Consider the following 15,040-nt stretch of genomic DNA (forward strand, 5'->3'; position numbering starts at 1 on the left):
CGGAGGTGGACCATGCTCGAGGACGAGGCACCGTGGCAGACGACCGAAGTGGATCCCGGCACGCGGGAGTGGTTCGACGAGAGCCCGTTCCGGACCGAGACGCAACCCGCCCCCGAGACCGAGTGGACGGAGACCGAGGGGGCCTGGACGGAGACCGAGGGGGCCTGGACGGAGACCGAGGGGGCCTGGACGGAGACCGTCCCGGCCACCGAGGGGGAGACGTGGGGGCCGCACCAGTGCGCGCCCGGTGAAGGTCCACCGACAGCCCCGGTCGGACCGCGGCCGCTGATCCACCGCAGCACGTCGGCGTCGAAGGCGCGCAACCCTGCGGTGGGCTACGCCCAGCACCTTCTCAACCGGTTCCTCGCCTCGTGGCGCTCCGGCACGTCGGCGTGCTCGGACACCAGCCAGGCGACGCGGCAGTACATCTCCGCGCTCCAGCCGCAGCTCAGGGCGATCGGGCAGGACCCGCTCGTCGTCGACTGCCGGTTCGGCCAGGGGACGGAGCTGGCGACGAAGATGTTCCAGGCGTGCCGCGGGCTGGTCCGCGACGGTGTGATCGGACCGAAGACGTGGCCGGAGCTGGAGAAGCTCGCGGTGACGCCGCTCCCCGGACCGACGCCGACCCCCACCCCCACGCCGACTCCGACACCGACCCCCACTCCGACGCCGACCCCCGCACCGGCCGTACGCGTCCGCGAGGACGTCTGGACCCTCAGCACCGCGAACCGGTGGCACCCGACGATCCTCTGGTACGCCCGCGCGATCACGGCTCTCCAGGCCAGGGACGGGGCGAGCTTCGCCGACCCGCGGAGCTGGCGCCACCTCGCCGAGACCCACGGGGCATCCCTCCCGCGGGCTCAGTGGCCGGCCGGTGCGCGGTGGGACACCTGCGAGCACGGGAGCTGGCACTTCCTGCCGTGGCACCGCGTCTACCTCCACCACTTCGAACGGATCGTGCGTGACGAGGTCGTCCGGCTCGGTGGGCCGAACGACTGGGCACTCCCGTTCTGGAACTACAGCGACACCAGTCGCCCCGAGGTGCGCAGCATCCCTCCGGCCTTCCGGGACCAGCGCATGCCCGACAACCAGCCGAACCCGCTGTTCGTGTCCCAGCGCGCCCCGGGGATCAACACCGGGACGGCGATGCCCGCGCCGGCGGTCGCGGTGACGAGCACGATGGCCGAGGCCCGGTTCACGGGCCCGTTCTCCGGTGCGTTCGGCGGACGGGCAGCCAGTCCAGGCACGCACAACGGCACCGACCGGGGTGCGCTGGAGCTCACTCCGCACGGCAACGTCCACGTCCAGGTCGGGGGGACGAACCCGGACGGGCTCATGACCGGCTTCGACACGGCGGGGCGCGACCCGATCTTCTGGCTGCACCACGCCAACATCGACCGCCTGTGGGAGGCGTGGCTGCGGGGGCGCAACCACAACAACCCTGACAGGGCGGACTGGCGCGACGCCCGCTGGACGTTCGGCTCCGGCGCGACGACGACCGTGCTGACCACGGGACAGGTCGTCGACCCCAGGCGGCCGCCGCTGGGATACCGGTACTCCGACATGCCACCGACGCCGACTCCAGAGGCGTTCGCGGAACGGTTCGACGAGCAGCTCGAACCGGAGCTCGAGCAGGAGGAGCGGCCGCCCGAGCTCGTCGGTGCGTCGAGCGGACCAGTCCCGCTCGGCTCGCGGCCGACGTCGTCGCCGGTGCCGATCAGCGCGCCCGTCGGCCCGGTCGCGCGTCTGATCAACGAGTCGGGCACGGTCCCGCCGGGCTCTCGCGTCTTCCTCCGGCTGGAGAACATCAAGGCGACGCGGCTCGGCGCCGGGTCGGTCCTGGTCCACGTGAACGTGCCCGCGGGGGCAAGGCCGGCGGACTTCCCGGCACGACAGGCGGGCGTGCTTCCGATGTTCGGCGTGCTCGAGGCGTCGCGGAAGTCCGACACGCACAGCGGCAGCGGCGTCAACGCCACCTTCGACATCACCGCGATGGTCAAGGCGCTGTCCGCCTCGGGCCAGTGGGACCCCAAGAAGCTGAACGTCGCCTTCACCCCGATCCCCGACGCCACCGGGAAGGTGCCCGAGGGTGACGTCGCGGTGGGGCGGATCAGCCTCTTCTACGCATGAGCACCGCGACCTTCGTCGTACGAACCCACTGGTACCACCCCGAGTGGTGCGCCGTCGTGATCTCCGCGGCGGCATGGGCAGGGCTGCTCGTGGTTGCAGCGGGGGAGCCGGGGCGGCTGCTCGGCTCGGCCGAGGTCCACCCACCCCTGCACGCCGGGGCGCACGCGGCAGTGATGGCTGCGGCGATGATGGTGCCGTTCGTCCTGCCGCAGGTGGCCCACGTGGCGCAGTCCAGCTTCTGGTCGCGGCGCTACAGGGCGGCGCTCGGCTACCTCGTCGGCTACCTCGTGGTCTGGACGCTCGTCGCGACCGCCTCGATCGTCCTCGGCGGTCTGCTCGTCTCGGCGATCGGCTGGCGGCCGGCGATCGTGGCCGGCTTCGCCGTCGCGGTGTCCGCGTACCTGTTGCCGGCGCGTCGGCGTCTGGTCCGCCAGTGCGCGATGACGGTGCCGCTCGCACCCCGCGGCTGGAAGGCCGATCGCGACTGCGTCCTCTACGGCGTGGCGACTGCGAGGCGGTGTGTCGCGACCTGCTGGGTCGTGATGACCGCGGTGATGATCGGGCACGGACTCATCGCCATGGCCGCCGCGACGGTGCTCGGGGTGGTCGAGCGACGACGCGGCGGGACCGTCCCGCGGGTGGAGGGCGCGCTCGTCGTGGTCGGCCTGGGACTCCTCTCGTTCGCCCTCTCGTACGGCGTCGGCGGGTCCTCGTCGCCGGGCGTGCCCGTCGAGCACGACCACATCCACTGAGCCGTCGGGCTAGCGGAGGTTCTCGGGGGAGAGCTCGGCCGCGAGCACGGACGCCTGGTAGGCGGTCAGCGTGACGGCGGGGGAGTCCGGCTCGGCGGGGAAGATCAGCGCGAACGTGGGCTCGCCGGTGTCGGGATCGACGCGCCGGAGGCTGAGGAACGCCTCCTCGCCGAACGAGCGGCACGGCGCGCCGGTCTCGTGCGGCATGGCGCAGAAGCGTACGCAGGTCGGGTACGGCCAGGCGGGACCCGCGGGGCGCGGAGGGAGGTGCGCCGCGCGCTTGCCGTACGTGACCCCGCCCGTGGTCGCGCTCGCGGGGTCGGTGCTCATGGGGTCAAGGATGGCGTGCCGGAGGTTCGCGGGTCCAGCGATGTTCCACGGCTGGCCGCTCACGCGGATCTGAGGGGTCGGCACGGCACATCTGAGGGGTCGTGCCCGATGCCGGCGCACGGCGCCGGGTTCGACGGTGGATCCATGAACCAACAGGGGGAAATCGTGAACACTCACCGCCGCAGCATCGTCGCCGCCACGGCCGTCCTCGTCATCACCTTCGCCGGTGCGCCGACCGCGCAGGCGAGGCCGACACCGGACGACGGTCCTTTTGCCGGCACGCCGGCGCACACCGCCTCACCGTCCCTGAACGACACGCTCTGCAAGATCGAGCGCGTCGGCAACCGCCTCGTGCGTTGCGACCACCCGACCGGTGCCACGGCCGCGCCCCGCTGGGTCCCGCAGCAGGGCGCCCGTCCCTGAGGTCACACGCTCGCCCGGTGCTGGGCCATGATCGCCAGCTCGACGCGGTTCTTCGTCCCGGTCTTGCGGAGGACGTTGGAGACGTGCGAGCTGACCGTCTTCTCGCTGACGACGAGCGCCTCCGCGATCTCAGCGTACGTGCGGCCCGCGACGAGATGAGCCACGATCTCGTTCTCACGAGGGGTCAACCCCGGGAGCACCTCGTCGTCGGGCGCGCCTTCAGGTCCGCTCGCGACCTCGGCGAGGGAGATGTGCGCGCTCGCCGCGAGCCGCTCGACGGCGTCGATCACGGGATCGGCAGCGAGGCGCTGCGCCAGTCGGTAGGTGTCGCGCAGCGCGGTGGCGACCTCACGTCCGTTCTCACCGGAGCGCAGCAGAGCCTCGGCCCACCGCCAGCCCGCGTAGGCCTCGTCCCACGCCAGGCAGGCGCGACGTGCGCGGATCGTCGCGACGCGCCAGAGCAGGGGTGCCTCAGGGCTGGACGTCGCTCGGGCCAGCTCCGCGCGGTAGAGGACCTGGATCGACTCGATCTCGGCCACCATCCACGGCTGCATCTCTCCGATGTCGAGAAGGATGTGCCGATGGGTCGTGACGAGCTCGGCGACCTTCCGCAGCAGCTCGCCGGTGTCGAGCCCGGCCGCCCGGCGCTGCTCGATCTGGTCGGCGAGAGCGCGGACCGCGAGCGGGAGCAGGTAGTCCACCATCGTCGGAGGGATGGTGTCCCAGGTCATCCCGTTGACGGCGTGCGAGTACGCAGCCTCGGGATCTCCGGCCAAGAGGGAGACGAGCGCGTGGATGGCGTCGAACTCGAACTCCGCGAAGTTCGACGAGTCGATGACGACCTCCTCGGCTCGGTCGAGGTGAGCGGCTGCCTCTTCCAGGCGACCCTGCATGACGGCGAGGTGCGCGAGCGTGAGCCGTGCACCGGCGTCCCACATCGGTTGCAGCCGGGTCGTCATGCACGACCGGAGAATCGCCTCGCACCTCTCCCACTCGCCCATGAAGAGGCGGGCGTCGGCCTCGAGGATGTCGAAGAACGCGATCTCGTGCTGAGGTGCCCCGGCCGCCACGAGGCGGTCACGGTCGCGCGCGATCTGCGCGGCGAACCACGGGGACCACGCGCTGTCGCCGGCACAGGTCCGGTACTCGGCGCTCCTCGCCGCGGACTGCCAGTCGCCCTCACGAACGCTCGCGGCCAGCGCCTCGGCAGCGCAGTCGATGGAGGCCGCAGCATCGTCGTCGACGAACGCGACCACCGACTTCGCCGTGAGCGCGATGCCCAACGCGTCGTCGATGTCGCGCGCGATCACGAGCGCCTCCTCGCACAGCTTGATGCTCTTCTCCGTGTCCGAGCGTCCGTTCATCGCGCTCCACGCCAACGTCCGCACGAGGGTCGCCGACGGCGGTCGGGTGCGAGCGAGCGCCTCGGCCTGATCGAGACCGTCGGCGCCGTCGAACTCGCGGCCGGTCAGGTAGCGGACGTACGCGCGTCGGACGAGGAGATCCGCCACCGCCAGCGGATCCTCGTCGGGATCGGCCCGCGTCAGCAGCTCCTCGACGAGCTCGAGCTCGGCCTCGATGTCGCCCGACATCTCGGCGGCGCGTCGCGCGCGATGGAGAAGGTCCACCCGCTCAGGATCGGGCGTCGGCGTCGGCGTCGGCTCGCGTGCGAGCTCGCGCCTGAGGAGTCGTAGCGCCTCTGCCCACGAGCCGGCTTGTGCGGCCGCATCGGCTGCGCGTACCGCCGACGGTCGCGCTTCGGCGTGCTCGGCATGGAAGTAGTGGTCTGCCACCCGAGCCGCCCGTGCCGCTTCGGCGGCTGCCTCCGCCGAGGGCCGCCGCGTCTCCCACCACTGCGCAAATCCGTGGTGTCGCGCACGACGCTCGCGTGCCGGCGTCGCGGCCTCGAGGATCTCGCCGATCAAAGGGTGGTGGAACCAGAACACGCCGCCAGGCAGGACGTCGACGACACCTGCGGCGACGGCCTCGGGGAGGAGGGTCGTCCACTCGTGGTCCGGAGCGACCTCATCGAGCTCGTCGTACGTCGCCGGGTGACCGCCGACGGCGAGCACCTGGGTCCCGCGCCGCGTCGGCTCCGACAGCGTGGACCAGGTGCGGAGGAGCGCGTTTCGGAGCGAGCCCGGCATCGTCGTGGGCACCTTGCGGGCGTCGCCGGGCACACCCTCGACGACGAGTCGGGTGAAGTAGGGGTTGCCCCCTGTCCGTGCGTACACGTCCTCGACGAGCGACAGGTGCGGCGTCGTCCCGAGGAGGTTCGCGAGCTGGTCGTAGGTCGCCTCCCTGTCGAGCGGCCCGAGCGTGATCTCCTGCACGCGCGGCAGGCGCCGTACGTCGGCGAGCCAGCGTGTGAGCGGGTGACCGTCGCCGACTTCTGTGGAGCGCACCGTCGCGACGATGGTCAGTCGGCGGTCCTCCGGGCCTGCGACGACGTACTGGAGGATGTCCAGGGAGGTCTGGTCCGCCCACTGGAGGTCGTCCAGGACGAGCGCGACCGGGCCGGCCTCCGTCACCGCGTCCAGCCAGGTGTCGAAGACGACCGGCGCATCGGTGGCGTCATGACCGGTCGGGAGATCGAGTGGGGGAACACCCGACGGGCGCGCCCGGACGAGGGACCTGATCGCGAGCAGCGGCACCGTCATGCTCGACAGGGGGAGAGCGGCTCCGTACAGCGTGACTCCGTCGGAGCGGCCCGCCGTGGCGGCGCGAGCGAGGGCTGTCTTGCCGATGCCGGCTGCGCCGTGCACGATCACCGTGCTCGCCCGGCCCGATCCCGCAGCCTCGAGGAGCGCCTCGAGGAGTCCGCGCTCGCGTTCACGACCGACGATCGCGGCGGCGTTGAGGGACGGTGGTGACCGGTCCACCCGGTCATCGTGACAGAGGGCCGCCCCCGACCTGCCGGATCTTGCAACGCCCTAGCATCGACCGGTGAGCCCGATCCCTCCTGCCGAGATCGACGTCACGGCCGACCTCGTACGCGGCCTGCTGGCGTCCCAGCACCCTGACCTGGCGGAGCTGCCTCTCGAGGTCGTCGCCCACGGTTGGGACAACGAGGTGCTCCGGCTGGGAGACGACCTGGCCCTTCGGATGCCGAGGCGCGAGCTCGGCGCGCGGCTGGTGCGCCACGAGCAGGAGTGGCTTCCGGCGCTGGCGCCGCAGCTTCCGGTGCGGACACCTGTCCCGGTGCGCGTGGGTTCGCCGAGCGACGGCACGCGCGGGCCGGCGTACCCCTGGTGGTGGAGCATCGTGCCGTGGTTCGACGGCCAGATGGTCGCTCGGACCCCCGTCGCCGAACGCCGTACGCTGGCGCGTCCGCTCGCACAGTTCGTGACCGCTCTGCACCGTACGGCGCCGCCTGACGCGCCCGTGAATCCTTACCGCGGGGTGCCGCTGGCGGCGCGCGACGCGGATTTCCGCGAGAGGCTGGCGGCGCACCCGTTGCCGGAGCAGGACGCACTCCTCGACCTCTGGGAGCGGCTGATCTCGACGCCGGTGTGGGACGGTCCCGCGCTCTGGGTGCACGGCGACCTGCACCCCGCCAACCTGCTGGCTGCGCCCGAGAACGCCGGCCGCCTCGGCCTGTCGGCCGTCATCGACTTCGGCGACATCACCTCGGGCGACCCGGCGAGCGACCTCGCGACGGCGTGGTTGACCTTCGACGCCGAGGGGCGTGGCGAGTTCCGTGAGCTCGTCTCGCGGGCCGGCGTCGCCGACGGCGCGATGTGGGACCGTGCCCACGCTTGGGCCGTGGTCTTCTCGGTGCTGCTCACGACGACCTCCGACGACGTGCCTCACCTGCACGCCGTCGGCGTGCACGGCCTGGCGCAGGTGCTGGCAGGGGAGTGACTGGACGTCGGGCGTCAGACCCGGCCGAACAGTGCGTCCACCCACGGGACCACGTCCGCGTACGAGGCGTCGATGACACCGCGGTGGTCGACGCCGGCGTAGGTCGTCGACGTGAGCGAGACGCCCTTGCTGCTGAGCTGGGACGCGAGCGTCTTCGTCCATCCCGGGAGGACGGTCGTGTCGCTGTCGCCCTGCGCGAGGAAGACCGGGACCGAGGGGGAGAGCGTGCCCGGCTCGTTGGCGGCCATCACCGTGTCGAACGCGGAGAAGTCGGCTCCGGGCTGGAAGACCTCATTGGTCTTGAGCGTGCCCCACGAGGCGGCGTCGCGAAGCTGCGCGATGCAGCGGTCGTCGGCGTCGGCCATGAGCGCCTGAGCGCGCGGTGTCAGGAGGCCGTCGGTCGAGACGCCCGCCGTCTCCACGCCGCGGATGATGAGCGGCAGGAACGATGCGATGTTCTCGACCGGCAGGTTGCGGATCTGGGGCACGAAGGTGCTCAGCTGCGAGCCGGGTGCGAGGCCCACCGCGCCGACGAGGTCGAGCTCGGGCGCCCAACGGTCGGCGACGTCGGTAGCGAAGAGGGCGGCGTGGCCACCCTGGGAGTGTCCGTACGCCAGCCACTTCCGGCCCAGCGCCGGCGACAGCCGGCGGGCTGCCCGGACCATGTCGACGCTCGCACGGCCCTCGGCCTCGCCGATCAGATAGCTGTGGACGCCGTCGGTCCCCAACCCCTGGTAGTCCGTCGCCACCACGGCGTAGCCCCGGTCGATCCACCGCTGCAGGTTCGTGTGCATGACCTGGAGGTAGTCGTGGGCGGGATTTGTGGCTGAGTCGCGCGAAGGCGCGCACACGTCGGCCGTGCCGGTCGTGCCGTGCAACCACGAGATGACCGGCCATCCGCCCTTCGGAGCGCTGCCTCGCGGGACCGATACGGTCCCGGACACGGCCACCTGCTTGCCCTCAGGCGTTCGCGAGCGGTAGACGACGAGCGAGTTGCGGGCGCCCTGGAAGGCGGCGTCGCCCGACAGCGGCCGTGCCCAGATCACGCTGCCGTGCGGGCCAGGCACCAGCTGCTTCGGGGGGTGGTAGAACGCCTCGCGCAAGACGTCGAGGACTGACTTGCTCGCCGATGCCGACGGCGCAGCGGGCGCGTCGCCCGCCGCCTGGACGGGAGCCGCTGCTGCCGCCGGAGCGAGGACGGCGACGATCGCGATGCTGCTGGTGAGGAGCTTCTTCATCCGTGGTGCTTCTTTCGTTCAGGGCCAGGGAGGTGGTCGTGCAGGTTCAGGAAGCGCCCGCGCGGTCGATGAGCGTGGCCGTGTCCACGCCGACCGGGAGCGTCCCGAAGGCGACGCCCCAGTCGCCGCCGAGGCGAGAGGCGCAGAACGCGTCTGCGACGGCGGTCGGGGCGTGCCGCACGAGGAGCGAACCCTGGAGCACGAGGGCGAGCTGCTCGACGACGTGGCGCGCGCGGTACTCGATGGCGTCGAGGTCGGCGAGCTCCTTCTGGACCCGGGCGACGGCATCATCGAGGCGGGCGTCCGCTCCCGCGGCGAGCCCGACCTCGGCGAAGAACGCCTCCACGGACTCCGGCTGGCGTGCCATTGCCCGCAGCGTGTCGAGGGCGGCGACGTTGCCGGAGCCCTCCCAGATCGAGGAGAGCGGCGCCTCGCGGTAGATCCGCGGCATCCCGGACTCCTCGACGTACCCGTTGCCGCCGAGGCACTCCAGTGCCTCCGCCGCGAGGACGGGGGCGCGCTTGCAGGTCCAGTACTTCGACACGGCGAGCGCGATGCGTCGGAACCCGGCCTCGGCCGAGTCGCCGCGCACGGCACGGTCCGTCGCACCCGCGAGCCGCATGCTGACGGCAGTGGCGGCCTCGGTCTCGACAGCGAGGTCGGAGAGGACGTTGGCCATCGCCGGCTGGTCGACGAGCAGGGCACCGAAGGCGCGACGGTGGCGCGCGTGGTGGACGGCCTGAAGCGTCGCGTGCCGCATCAGCGCAGCCGAGCCGATCGTGCAGTCGAGCCGAGTCATGTTGACCATCTCGATGATCGTCGGGACGCCACGGCCCTCCTCTCCGACGAGCCAGCCGCGGGCGTGGTCGTACTCCACCTCAGCCGAGGCGTTCGAGCGGTTGCCGAGCTTGGACTTCAGCCGCTGCAGCCGCAGGGGGTTGCGGGAACCGTCGGGGAGCACGCGCGGGACGAAGAAGCACGACAGACCACCCGGAGCTTGGGCGAGCACGAGGAAGAGGTCCGACATCGGGGCGGAGGTGAACCACTTGTGCCCGACGATCTCGTAGCTGCCGTCGGCGAGCGCCGTGGCCGTAGTCGCGTTGGCGCGAACGTCGGAGCCGCCCTGCTTCTCCGTCATCGACATGCCGGCGACGAGACCGCGCTTGGTGCTCGGCTCACGCAGGCCGAAGTCGTAGTCGCGCGAGGTGAGCAGCGGCTCGTAGGTTGCGGCCAGCTCGGCGTTCGCGCGCAGCGCGGGGACGACGGCGTACGTCATCGAGACGGGGCAGGTGTGGCCGGGATCCGTGAGGCTCCACGTGAAGAACTTGGCCGCACGGGCGACGTGGGCGCCCTCGGCGGGATCTGCCCACGGCGCAGCGTGGAGGCCGTGCTCGACGGCCGTGCGCATGAGGTCGTGGTACTGCGGGAGGAACTCGACCTCGTCGATCCGGTGGCCGTAACGGTCATGGGTCCTCAGCACCGGCGGGTGCTCCTCGACGAGCCGGCCCCAGTCCTGGACCTGCGCGCTGCCGGCCAGCCGTCCGACCTCGCGCAGCTCCGGCTCCGCCCATGCTGCACCTTCGCGCTCCAGGCCCTCGAGCAGCGGCGGGTACGCCGCCAGGTCGGTGTCGATGAGCGGCGGGACCTGGTTGGTCACCTCGTGCGTAGCGGTCATGACGGCTCCTCAAGGGTCGTACGGGCGGCGGTCGGGATGAGCGCGGACAGCTCCGCGCGATAGTCGGAGTAGGTCCTGCGCAGCGCGTCGCCCGGCCAGTCGGCGGGTTGCAGCGCTGGGGGCAGGACGGGATCGGAGAGCAGATGACGCACGACGGCGGCCATCGTCGCGAAGCGGACGGCAGGCTCCACGGCGCTCGCGATCAGAGTGAGCAGATCCTTTCCCTGCTCCGACCAGGCCGAGAGGTCCCACAGGTCACCGGCGAGCTCAGACGGATCGTCGTCCGGTCGGGCGAGGAACCGTCGGGTGGTTGCGGCGAGATGCGACGGCCAGGGGCGGTCCAGGTTGGCGGGGCGCATCCACAGGCCCTCGCGCAGCTCGGCCAGTCGGAGGGTGGTCAGCTCGGTCCTGAGCGCTGCGCGATCGGCGGGCTGCCGACGGACCGCCGTCACGACGGCCAGCTCCCAGGAACCGTCCCAGTCGACCGTGACCGGCTCCACGGCGGAGTCCTGCCTGCGCTGACGCTCCAGCAACCGCTCGGGCAGCGCGTACGTGCGGCCGGTCCGTACGAGGTCGCCCGCGGTGACCATGCGGGAGACCGCCACGCGCGTGGTGGCCTCGGAGATCCCCAGCGACTCCATCGCCGAGACGAGGTCCCGCACCGGGAGTGCTGGGGGGTGCGAGCCCAGGAGGAGGCTCAACACGGCGGAGCGCGATGAGACAGGGCGAACGGTGGCGAGCACGCGGCCACATTACAAGACTGGAACGCGTGTGTGCAACTCGTAAGGTTTGAGGTCGACGTCATCCCGCAACCCCGGTCCGGGTGACCCCGGGGCAGGCGCAGGCTGACCGCATGAAGCTCACCCGCACTGCCGCGCTCGTCGCCGGAGGCGTCGTGCTCGGTCTCGTTGCCGGCGGAACCGCCACCGCGGTCGCCGTGTCCTCCGCCAAGGCCGTCAAGGTCTGTGTCACGAAGTCCGGCGTCGTCCGCGCGGCGGACGCGAGGGGGAAGTGCCCGAAGGCGACCAAGAAGCGGGCGATCGCCGTACGCGGTCCGGCCGGCTTGCGCGGCGCCCCGGGCGTACGCGGTCCGGCGGGCACCGCAGCCTCGGTACGTGCCTGGTCGGCACCGCCCGCCTCGTACGTGCCGGTGGACGGCTACGACGTCGCCATCAGCAGCCTCACGCTCCCGGCGGGCTCGTACGTCGTCTCGGCGAGCGTGGACATCGAGAACTTCGGGGTTCCGACCGGCTACATGGGCGGGATCTCCGTCGTCTCGTGCGCCATCCCCGGCTACGAGACGTCATCGTTCTACCTGTCGCCGAACGGCACCTACGTCAGCGAGCCCGAGTCGCTGTCGCTGGACTCGACCGTCGAGCACGCAGGTGGCCCGCTCGTGCTCCGTTGCAGTCGCGTGTGGAACCCGGCGCGGGTCAAGATGGCGGCGTTGACGGCCACGAAGGTCGGAGCGATCGGCTGAGGGCTCACACTGTCACCTCAACGAAGAAGGCTCCCGGCGCGATGCCGGGAGCCTGCTGTCGTGCTGGTGGGCGATACTGGGTTTGAACCAGTGACCTCTTCCGTGTCAGGGAAGCGCGCTACCGCTGCGCCAATCGCCCGTGGTCCTTGCGGACCTGGAGCCGTGGGCCCCCATCGAGGTGGAGACGGGATTTGAACCCGTGTACACGGATTTGCAGTCCGTTGCCTCGCCTCTCGGCCACTCCACCGGACATCTCACGATGTCTGAGAAGGGGCCCGGAGACCCACTCCGAGCGGACGACGGGATTCGAACCCGCGACCCTCACCTTGGCAAGGTGATGCTCTACCACTGAGCCACGTCCGCGCGCTGCCGGGCTTCCCCGGCTGCGAGAGAAACATTAGCGGATGGGTCGGAGGGGTCCAAACTGGGGGTCCTCCGGCGCGTTAACGTGACGGTATGCGCGCATGGATCAACGGCAGAACCCTCGATTCCCCGGACGAACCCGCCCTCGGCGTCCTCGATCACGGCCTCGTGGTGGGCGACGGCGTCTTCGAGACGGTGAAGATCACCGACGGTGTCCCGTTCGCTCTCACTCGTCATCTGGAGCGCCTCGCACGCTCCGCGTCAGGCCTCGGGATCGGTGAGCCGGACCTCGATCTCGTACGTGCGGGGGTGGCGGCGACGATCGACGGCCAGGACCTTCCCTTCGGCCGGATCCGCATCACGGTGACCTCCGGGCGCGGTCCGCTCGGGTCTCCCCGCGGACACCAGGGCCAGACACTTGTGGTCGTCACGGAGCCCGCCGTACGCCCGGACCCGACGACCGCGATCGCGACCGTGCCCTGGGCTCGCAACGAGCGCGGAGCGCTGAGCGGCCTCAAGACGACCTCGTACGCGGAGAATGCGCTCATGGTCGAGCACGCGATCCGCCACGGTGCGTCCGAGGCCGTGATGGCGAACACCGCGGGCCTCCTCTGCGAGGGGACGGGGTCCTGCATCTTCTACGTGCTGGACGGTCAGCTCGTGACACCGACGCTCGAGTCGGGCTGCCTCGCGGGCGTCACGCGCGCTCTCGTGCTCGAGTGGTGCCGCGACGAGATCGACGTCGTCGAGCGCGATGCTCCGATCGAGGTGCTGCAGGACGCCAGCGAGGCGTTCCTCGCCGGCACGACGCGTGACGTGCAGGGGATCCACCGCGTCGACGACCGCGATCTGCCTGCCCCGGGACCGGTCACGGAGCTGGCGGCGAAGATCTTCGCGCGACGGGCTGCGGAGCAGGTCGACCCGTGACCGAGGACGACGCCGGAGCGCCAGACCCGGGTTTCGGCGGAGGCTGCCGCGTACGCTAGTCTCTGTGTCGTCCTGCTAGCGGGACGACCGAGCGGGCGATTGGCGCAGTGGTAGCGCGCTTCGTTCACACCGAAGAGGTCACTGGTTCGAACCCAGTATCGCCCACCGCTACGAAGGCCGGTGCCCCATGGGCATCGGCCTTCGCCGTTGTCCCGCCGTGGGGCGACAATGTCGTCATGACGGATCACGTCATCGACGGCCGTGTGATGTTCGACCGGCGCGCGTGGGCCGGGGCGTTCGCCGCACTGTCGATGGCTGACCGCGAGGCACCTCTCGCACCGGACGACCTCGAGCTGCTGGCCATGGCCGCGTATCTGGTCGGCCGGTTCGACGACGGCGTCGCCTGCTGGGAACGGGTGTATCAGGTCTGCCGCGACGAGCCCGACGTGACGCCGGCGACCCGGGCCGCCTTCTGGCTGGCGTTCGTGCTCCTCAACGACGGCGAGCTCGCCCGTGGCGCCGCCTGGGTCCACCGGGCGCAACGGTTGCTGGACAGGAACCCGGTCGACTGCGTCGAGCGTGGGTACGTCGCGTACTGCGCGGCCCTGCGCTGCGTCTTCGACGGAGACCCGGCAGGAGCGGCGCCAGACTTCGGTGCTGCTGCTGCGGCCGGGGAGAGGTTCGGGAACGACGAGCTGGTGGCGCTGGCACAGGTGGGCCGCGGTCGCTGCCTGATCCGTACGGGCGAGGTCGCCGCCGGAATGGCGCTCCTCGACGAGGCGATGTCGACCGTTCTCCTGGGCGCGGTCTCCCCGGTCGCGGTGGGAGACCTCTACTGCACGGTCATCGACGGGTGCCGGGAGGTGTTCGACGTCCGACGCGCCCAGGAGTGGACGGCGGCGTTGAGCCGCTGGTGCGACGCGCAGCCCGACCTGGTCCTGTACCGAGGTCAGTGCCTGGTCCACCGTGCCGAGCTCATGCTGCTGGGTGGGCTGTGGCCGCAGGCCCGCGTCGAGGCGGAGCGGGCGTGCGAACGGCTCGCGCGTCCGCGGAGCCAGCCCGCCCTCGGTGCCGCGTACTACGTCCGGGCAGAGCTCCATCGGATGCGCGGGGAGCAGACCGAGGCGGAGTCGGGGTACCGGCGGGCGCACGCGGCGGGCCGCGAGCCGCAGCCCGGTCTCGCGCTCCTGCGGCTCGCCCAGGGGCGCACCGCGGAGGCGGCGTCGGCGCTCGTCCGAGGACTCGAGGAGGCGCGTTCCGACCCTCTGACGAGAGCGCGACTGCTGGGTCCCTACGTCGAGGTGGCCCTCGCCACGGGTGACGTCGCGTCGGCGCGCGAGAGCGCGGAGGAGCTGGCCGGCATCGCCTCGGCCTCGCACAGCCCGTACCTCGACGCCACCTCGGCGTACGCACGCGGGTCGGTGCTTCTCGCCGAAGGAGAGGCAGGCGAGGCGCTCCCGCTGCTACGCGGTGCTCGGGCAGGCTGGGTCGAGCTGGAGGCGCCGTACGAAGCCGCTCGCACACGCATCCTGGTCGCGCGGGCGTGCGGGCTGCTGGGCGACCAGGACAGCGCCGGACGGGAGCTGAGCGCCGCTCGGACGGAGCTGGCCGGTCTCGGCGCCCTGAGCGACGTCGAGCGACGGCGTGACGGTCCGCGCCTTGACGGCCTGACACCGCGTGAGCATGAGGTGCTGCGCGAGCTGGCGACGGGGAAGACGAACCGGGCAGTCGCATCCGCCCTGTTCATCAGTGAGAAGACCGCCGCATCGCACGTCAGCAACATCTTGCGGAAGCTCGGCCTCGAGTCGCGTGCCGCGGCGACGGCGTACGCCCATCAGCACCACCTGCTGTAGGCGCA

The 15,040-nt window shown here is 71.5% G+C and carries 12 protein-coding genes and 4 tRNA genes; 8 read left to right on the top strand and 8 right to left on the bottom strand.

Annotation, left to right across the window (positions count from 1 at the left end; translation table 11 throughout):
- The first annotated feature begins 12 nt into the window (after window positions 1-12).
- Both AB3M34_RS09895 and AB3M34_RS09900 read left to right on the top strand, forming a co-directional pair.
- Window positions 13-2,130, top strand: a complete 2,118-nt coding sequence (locus AB3M34_RS09895; RefSeq protein WP_370619473.1) for a tyrosinase family protein — start codon at window positions 13-15, stop codon at window positions 2,128-2,130.
- Complete coding sequence (locus AB3M34_RS09900; protein WP_370619475.1) at window positions 2,127-2,882, top strand: DUF2182 domain-containing protein; 756 nt, start codon at window positions 2,127-2,129, stop codon at window positions 2,880-2,882. The genes AB3M34_RS09895 and AB3M34_RS09900 overlap by 4 nt, the downstream gene beginning before the upstream one ends.
- Window positions 2,883-2,891: 9 nt before the next feature.
- Here the strand turns inward: AB3M34_RS09900 and AB3M34_RS09905 are convergent, their stop codons facing one another.
- Window positions 2,892-3,212 (bottom strand): hypothetical protein, encoded by a 321-nt coding sequence (locus tag AB3M34_RS09905; protein ID WP_370619477.1) that lies wholly within the window; start codon window positions 3,210-3,212, stop codon window positions 2,892-2,894.
- 165 nt (window positions 3,213-3,377) lie between these two features.
- On the opposite strand from AB3M34_RS09905, the gene AB3M34_RS09910 reads away from it, so the two are divergent.
- Window positions 3,378-3,635, top strand: coding sequence for a hypothetical protein (locus tag AB3M34_RS09910; RefSeq protein ID WP_370619478.1), 258 nt, complete (start codon window positions 3,378-3,380; stop codon window positions 3,633-3,635).
- 2 nt (window positions 3,636-3,637) lie between these two features.
- Here AB3M34_RS09910 and AB3M34_RS09915 read toward each other — a convergent pair whose 3' ends face one another.
- Window positions 3,638-6,517 (bottom strand): helix-turn-helix transcriptional regulator, encoded by a 2,880-nt coding sequence (locus AB3M34_RS09915; RefSeq protein ID WP_370619479.1) that lies wholly within the window; start codon window positions 6,515-6,517, stop codon window positions 3,638-3,640.
- A gap of 64 nt (window positions 6,518-6,581) precedes the next feature.
- On the opposite strand from AB3M34_RS09915, the gene AB3M34_RS09920 reads away from it, so the two are divergent.
- Window positions 6,582-7,499, top strand: coding sequence for an aminoglycoside phosphotransferase family protein (locus AB3M34_RS09920; protein ID WP_370619480.1), 918 nt, complete (start codon window positions 6,582-6,584; stop codon window positions 7,497-7,499).
- Window positions 7,500-7,513: 14 nt separating this feature from the next.
- On the opposite strand, the gene AB3M34_RS09925 is transcribed toward AB3M34_RS09920, so the two are convergent.
- The 3 genes from AB3M34_RS09925 to AB3M34_RS09935 are packed head-to-tail and all read right to left on the bottom strand — an operon-like array spanning window position 7,514 to window position 11,155.
- Window positions 7,514-8,737, bottom strand: coding sequence for a lipase family protein (locus AB3M34_RS09925; RefSeq protein WP_370619482.1), 1,224 nt, complete (start codon window positions 8,735-8,737; stop codon window positions 7,514-7,516).
- 46 nt (window positions 8,738-8,783) lie between these two features.
- Entirely contained in the window at window positions 8,784-10,412 is a 1,629-nt protein-coding gene (locus AB3M34_RS09930) for an acyl-CoA dehydrogenase family protein (RefSeq protein ID WP_370619483.1), read from the bottom strand.
- Entirely contained in the window at window positions 10,409-11,155 is a 747-nt protein-coding gene (locus tag AB3M34_RS09935) for a PaaX family transcriptional regulator C-terminal domain-containing protein (protein ID WP_370619485.1), read from the bottom strand. Before AB3M34_RS09935 ends, AB3M34_RS09930 begins: the two co-directional genes overlap by 4 nt.
- A gap of 110 nt (window positions 11,156-11,265) precedes the next feature.
- Between AB3M34_RS09935 and AB3M34_RS09940 the strand changes: the two genes are divergently transcribed.
- Window positions 11,266-11,892, top strand: a complete 627-nt coding sequence (locus AB3M34_RS09940; RefSeq protein ID WP_370619487.1) for a hypothetical protein — start codon at window positions 11,266-11,268, stop codon at window positions 11,890-11,892.
- 64 nt (window positions 11,893-11,956) lie between these two features.
- Here the strand turns inward: AB3M34_RS09940 and AB3M34_RS09945 are convergent.
- From AB3M34_RS09945 to AB3M34_RS09955, 3 genes are all read right to left on the bottom strand, one after another.
- Window positions 11,957-12,031: transfer RNA gene (locus tag AB3M34_RS09945), tRNA-Val, on the bottom strand.
- A 37-nt stretch (window positions 12,032-12,068) separates the two neighbouring features.
- Window positions 12,069-12,139 (bottom strand) — tRNA-Cys (locus AB3M34_RS09950).
- 44 nt (window positions 12,140-12,183) lie between these two features.
- A tRNA-Gly gene (locus AB3M34_RS09955) sits at window positions 12,184-12,255 on the bottom strand.
- Window positions 12,256-12,348: 93 nt separating this feature from the next.
- Here AB3M34_RS09955 and AB3M34_RS09960 point away from each other — a divergent pair.
- The 3 genes from AB3M34_RS09960 to AB3M34_RS09970 all read left to right on the top strand — a co-directional run bounded on the left by AB3M34_RS09960 (window position 12,349) and on the right by AB3M34_RS09970 (window position 15,035).
- A complete protein-coding gene (locus tag AB3M34_RS09960; protein ID WP_370619488.1) occupies window positions 12,349-13,182 on the top strand; it encodes an aminotransferase class IV in 834 nt (277 codons plus the stop codon).
- A 93-nt stretch (window positions 13,183-13,275) separates the two neighbouring features.
- Window positions 13,276-13,347 (top strand) — tRNA-Val (locus AB3M34_RS09965).
- A 71-nt stretch (window positions 13,348-13,418) separates the two neighbouring features.
- Entirely contained in the window at window positions 13,419-15,035 is a 1,617-nt protein-coding gene (locus AB3M34_RS09970) for a LuxR C-terminal-related transcriptional regulator (RefSeq protein ID WP_370619490.1), read from the top strand.
- Window positions 15,036-15,040 lie beyond the last annotated feature (5 nt).

The sequence above is a fragment of the Mumia sp. Pv4-285 genome, from assembly GCF_041320275.1.
In the GTDB taxonomy this organism is placed as follows: Bacteria; Actinomycetota; Actinomycetes; order Propionibacteriales; family Nocardioidaceae; genus Mumia; species Mumia qirimensis.

Coding starts and splice junctions, on each gene's coding strand:
- AB3M34_RS09970 (WP_370619490.1), top strand. CDS start 13,419: ATGACGGATCACGTCATCGACGGCCGTGTGATGTTCGACCGGCGCGCG.
- AB3M34_RS09960 (WP_370619488.1), top strand. CDS start 12,349: ATGCGCGCATGGATCAACGGCAGAACCCTCGATTCCCCGGACGAACCC.
- AB3M34_RS09900 (WP_370619475.1), top strand. CDS start 2,127: ATGAGCACCGCGACCTTCGTCGTACGAACCCACTGGTACCACCCCGAG.
- AB3M34_RS09925 (WP_370619482.1), bottom strand. CDS start 8,737: ATGAAGAAGCTCCTCACCAGCAGCATCGCGATCGTCGCCGTCCTCGCT.
- AB3M34_RS09930 (WP_370619483.1), bottom strand. CDS start 10,412: ATGACCGCTACGCACGAGGTGACCAACCAGGTCCCGCCGCTCATCGAC.
- AB3M34_RS09905 (WP_370619477.1), bottom strand. CDS start 3,212: ATGAGCACCGACCCCGCGAGCGCGACCACGGGCGGGGTCACGTACGGC.
- AB3M34_RS09940 (WP_370619487.1), top strand. CDS start 11,266: ATGAAGCTCACCCGCACTGCCGCGCTCGTCGCCGGAGGCGTCGTGCTC.
- AB3M34_RS09895 (WP_370619473.1), top strand. CDS start 13: ATGCTCGAGGACGAGGCACCGTGGCAGACGACCGAAGTGGATCCCGGC.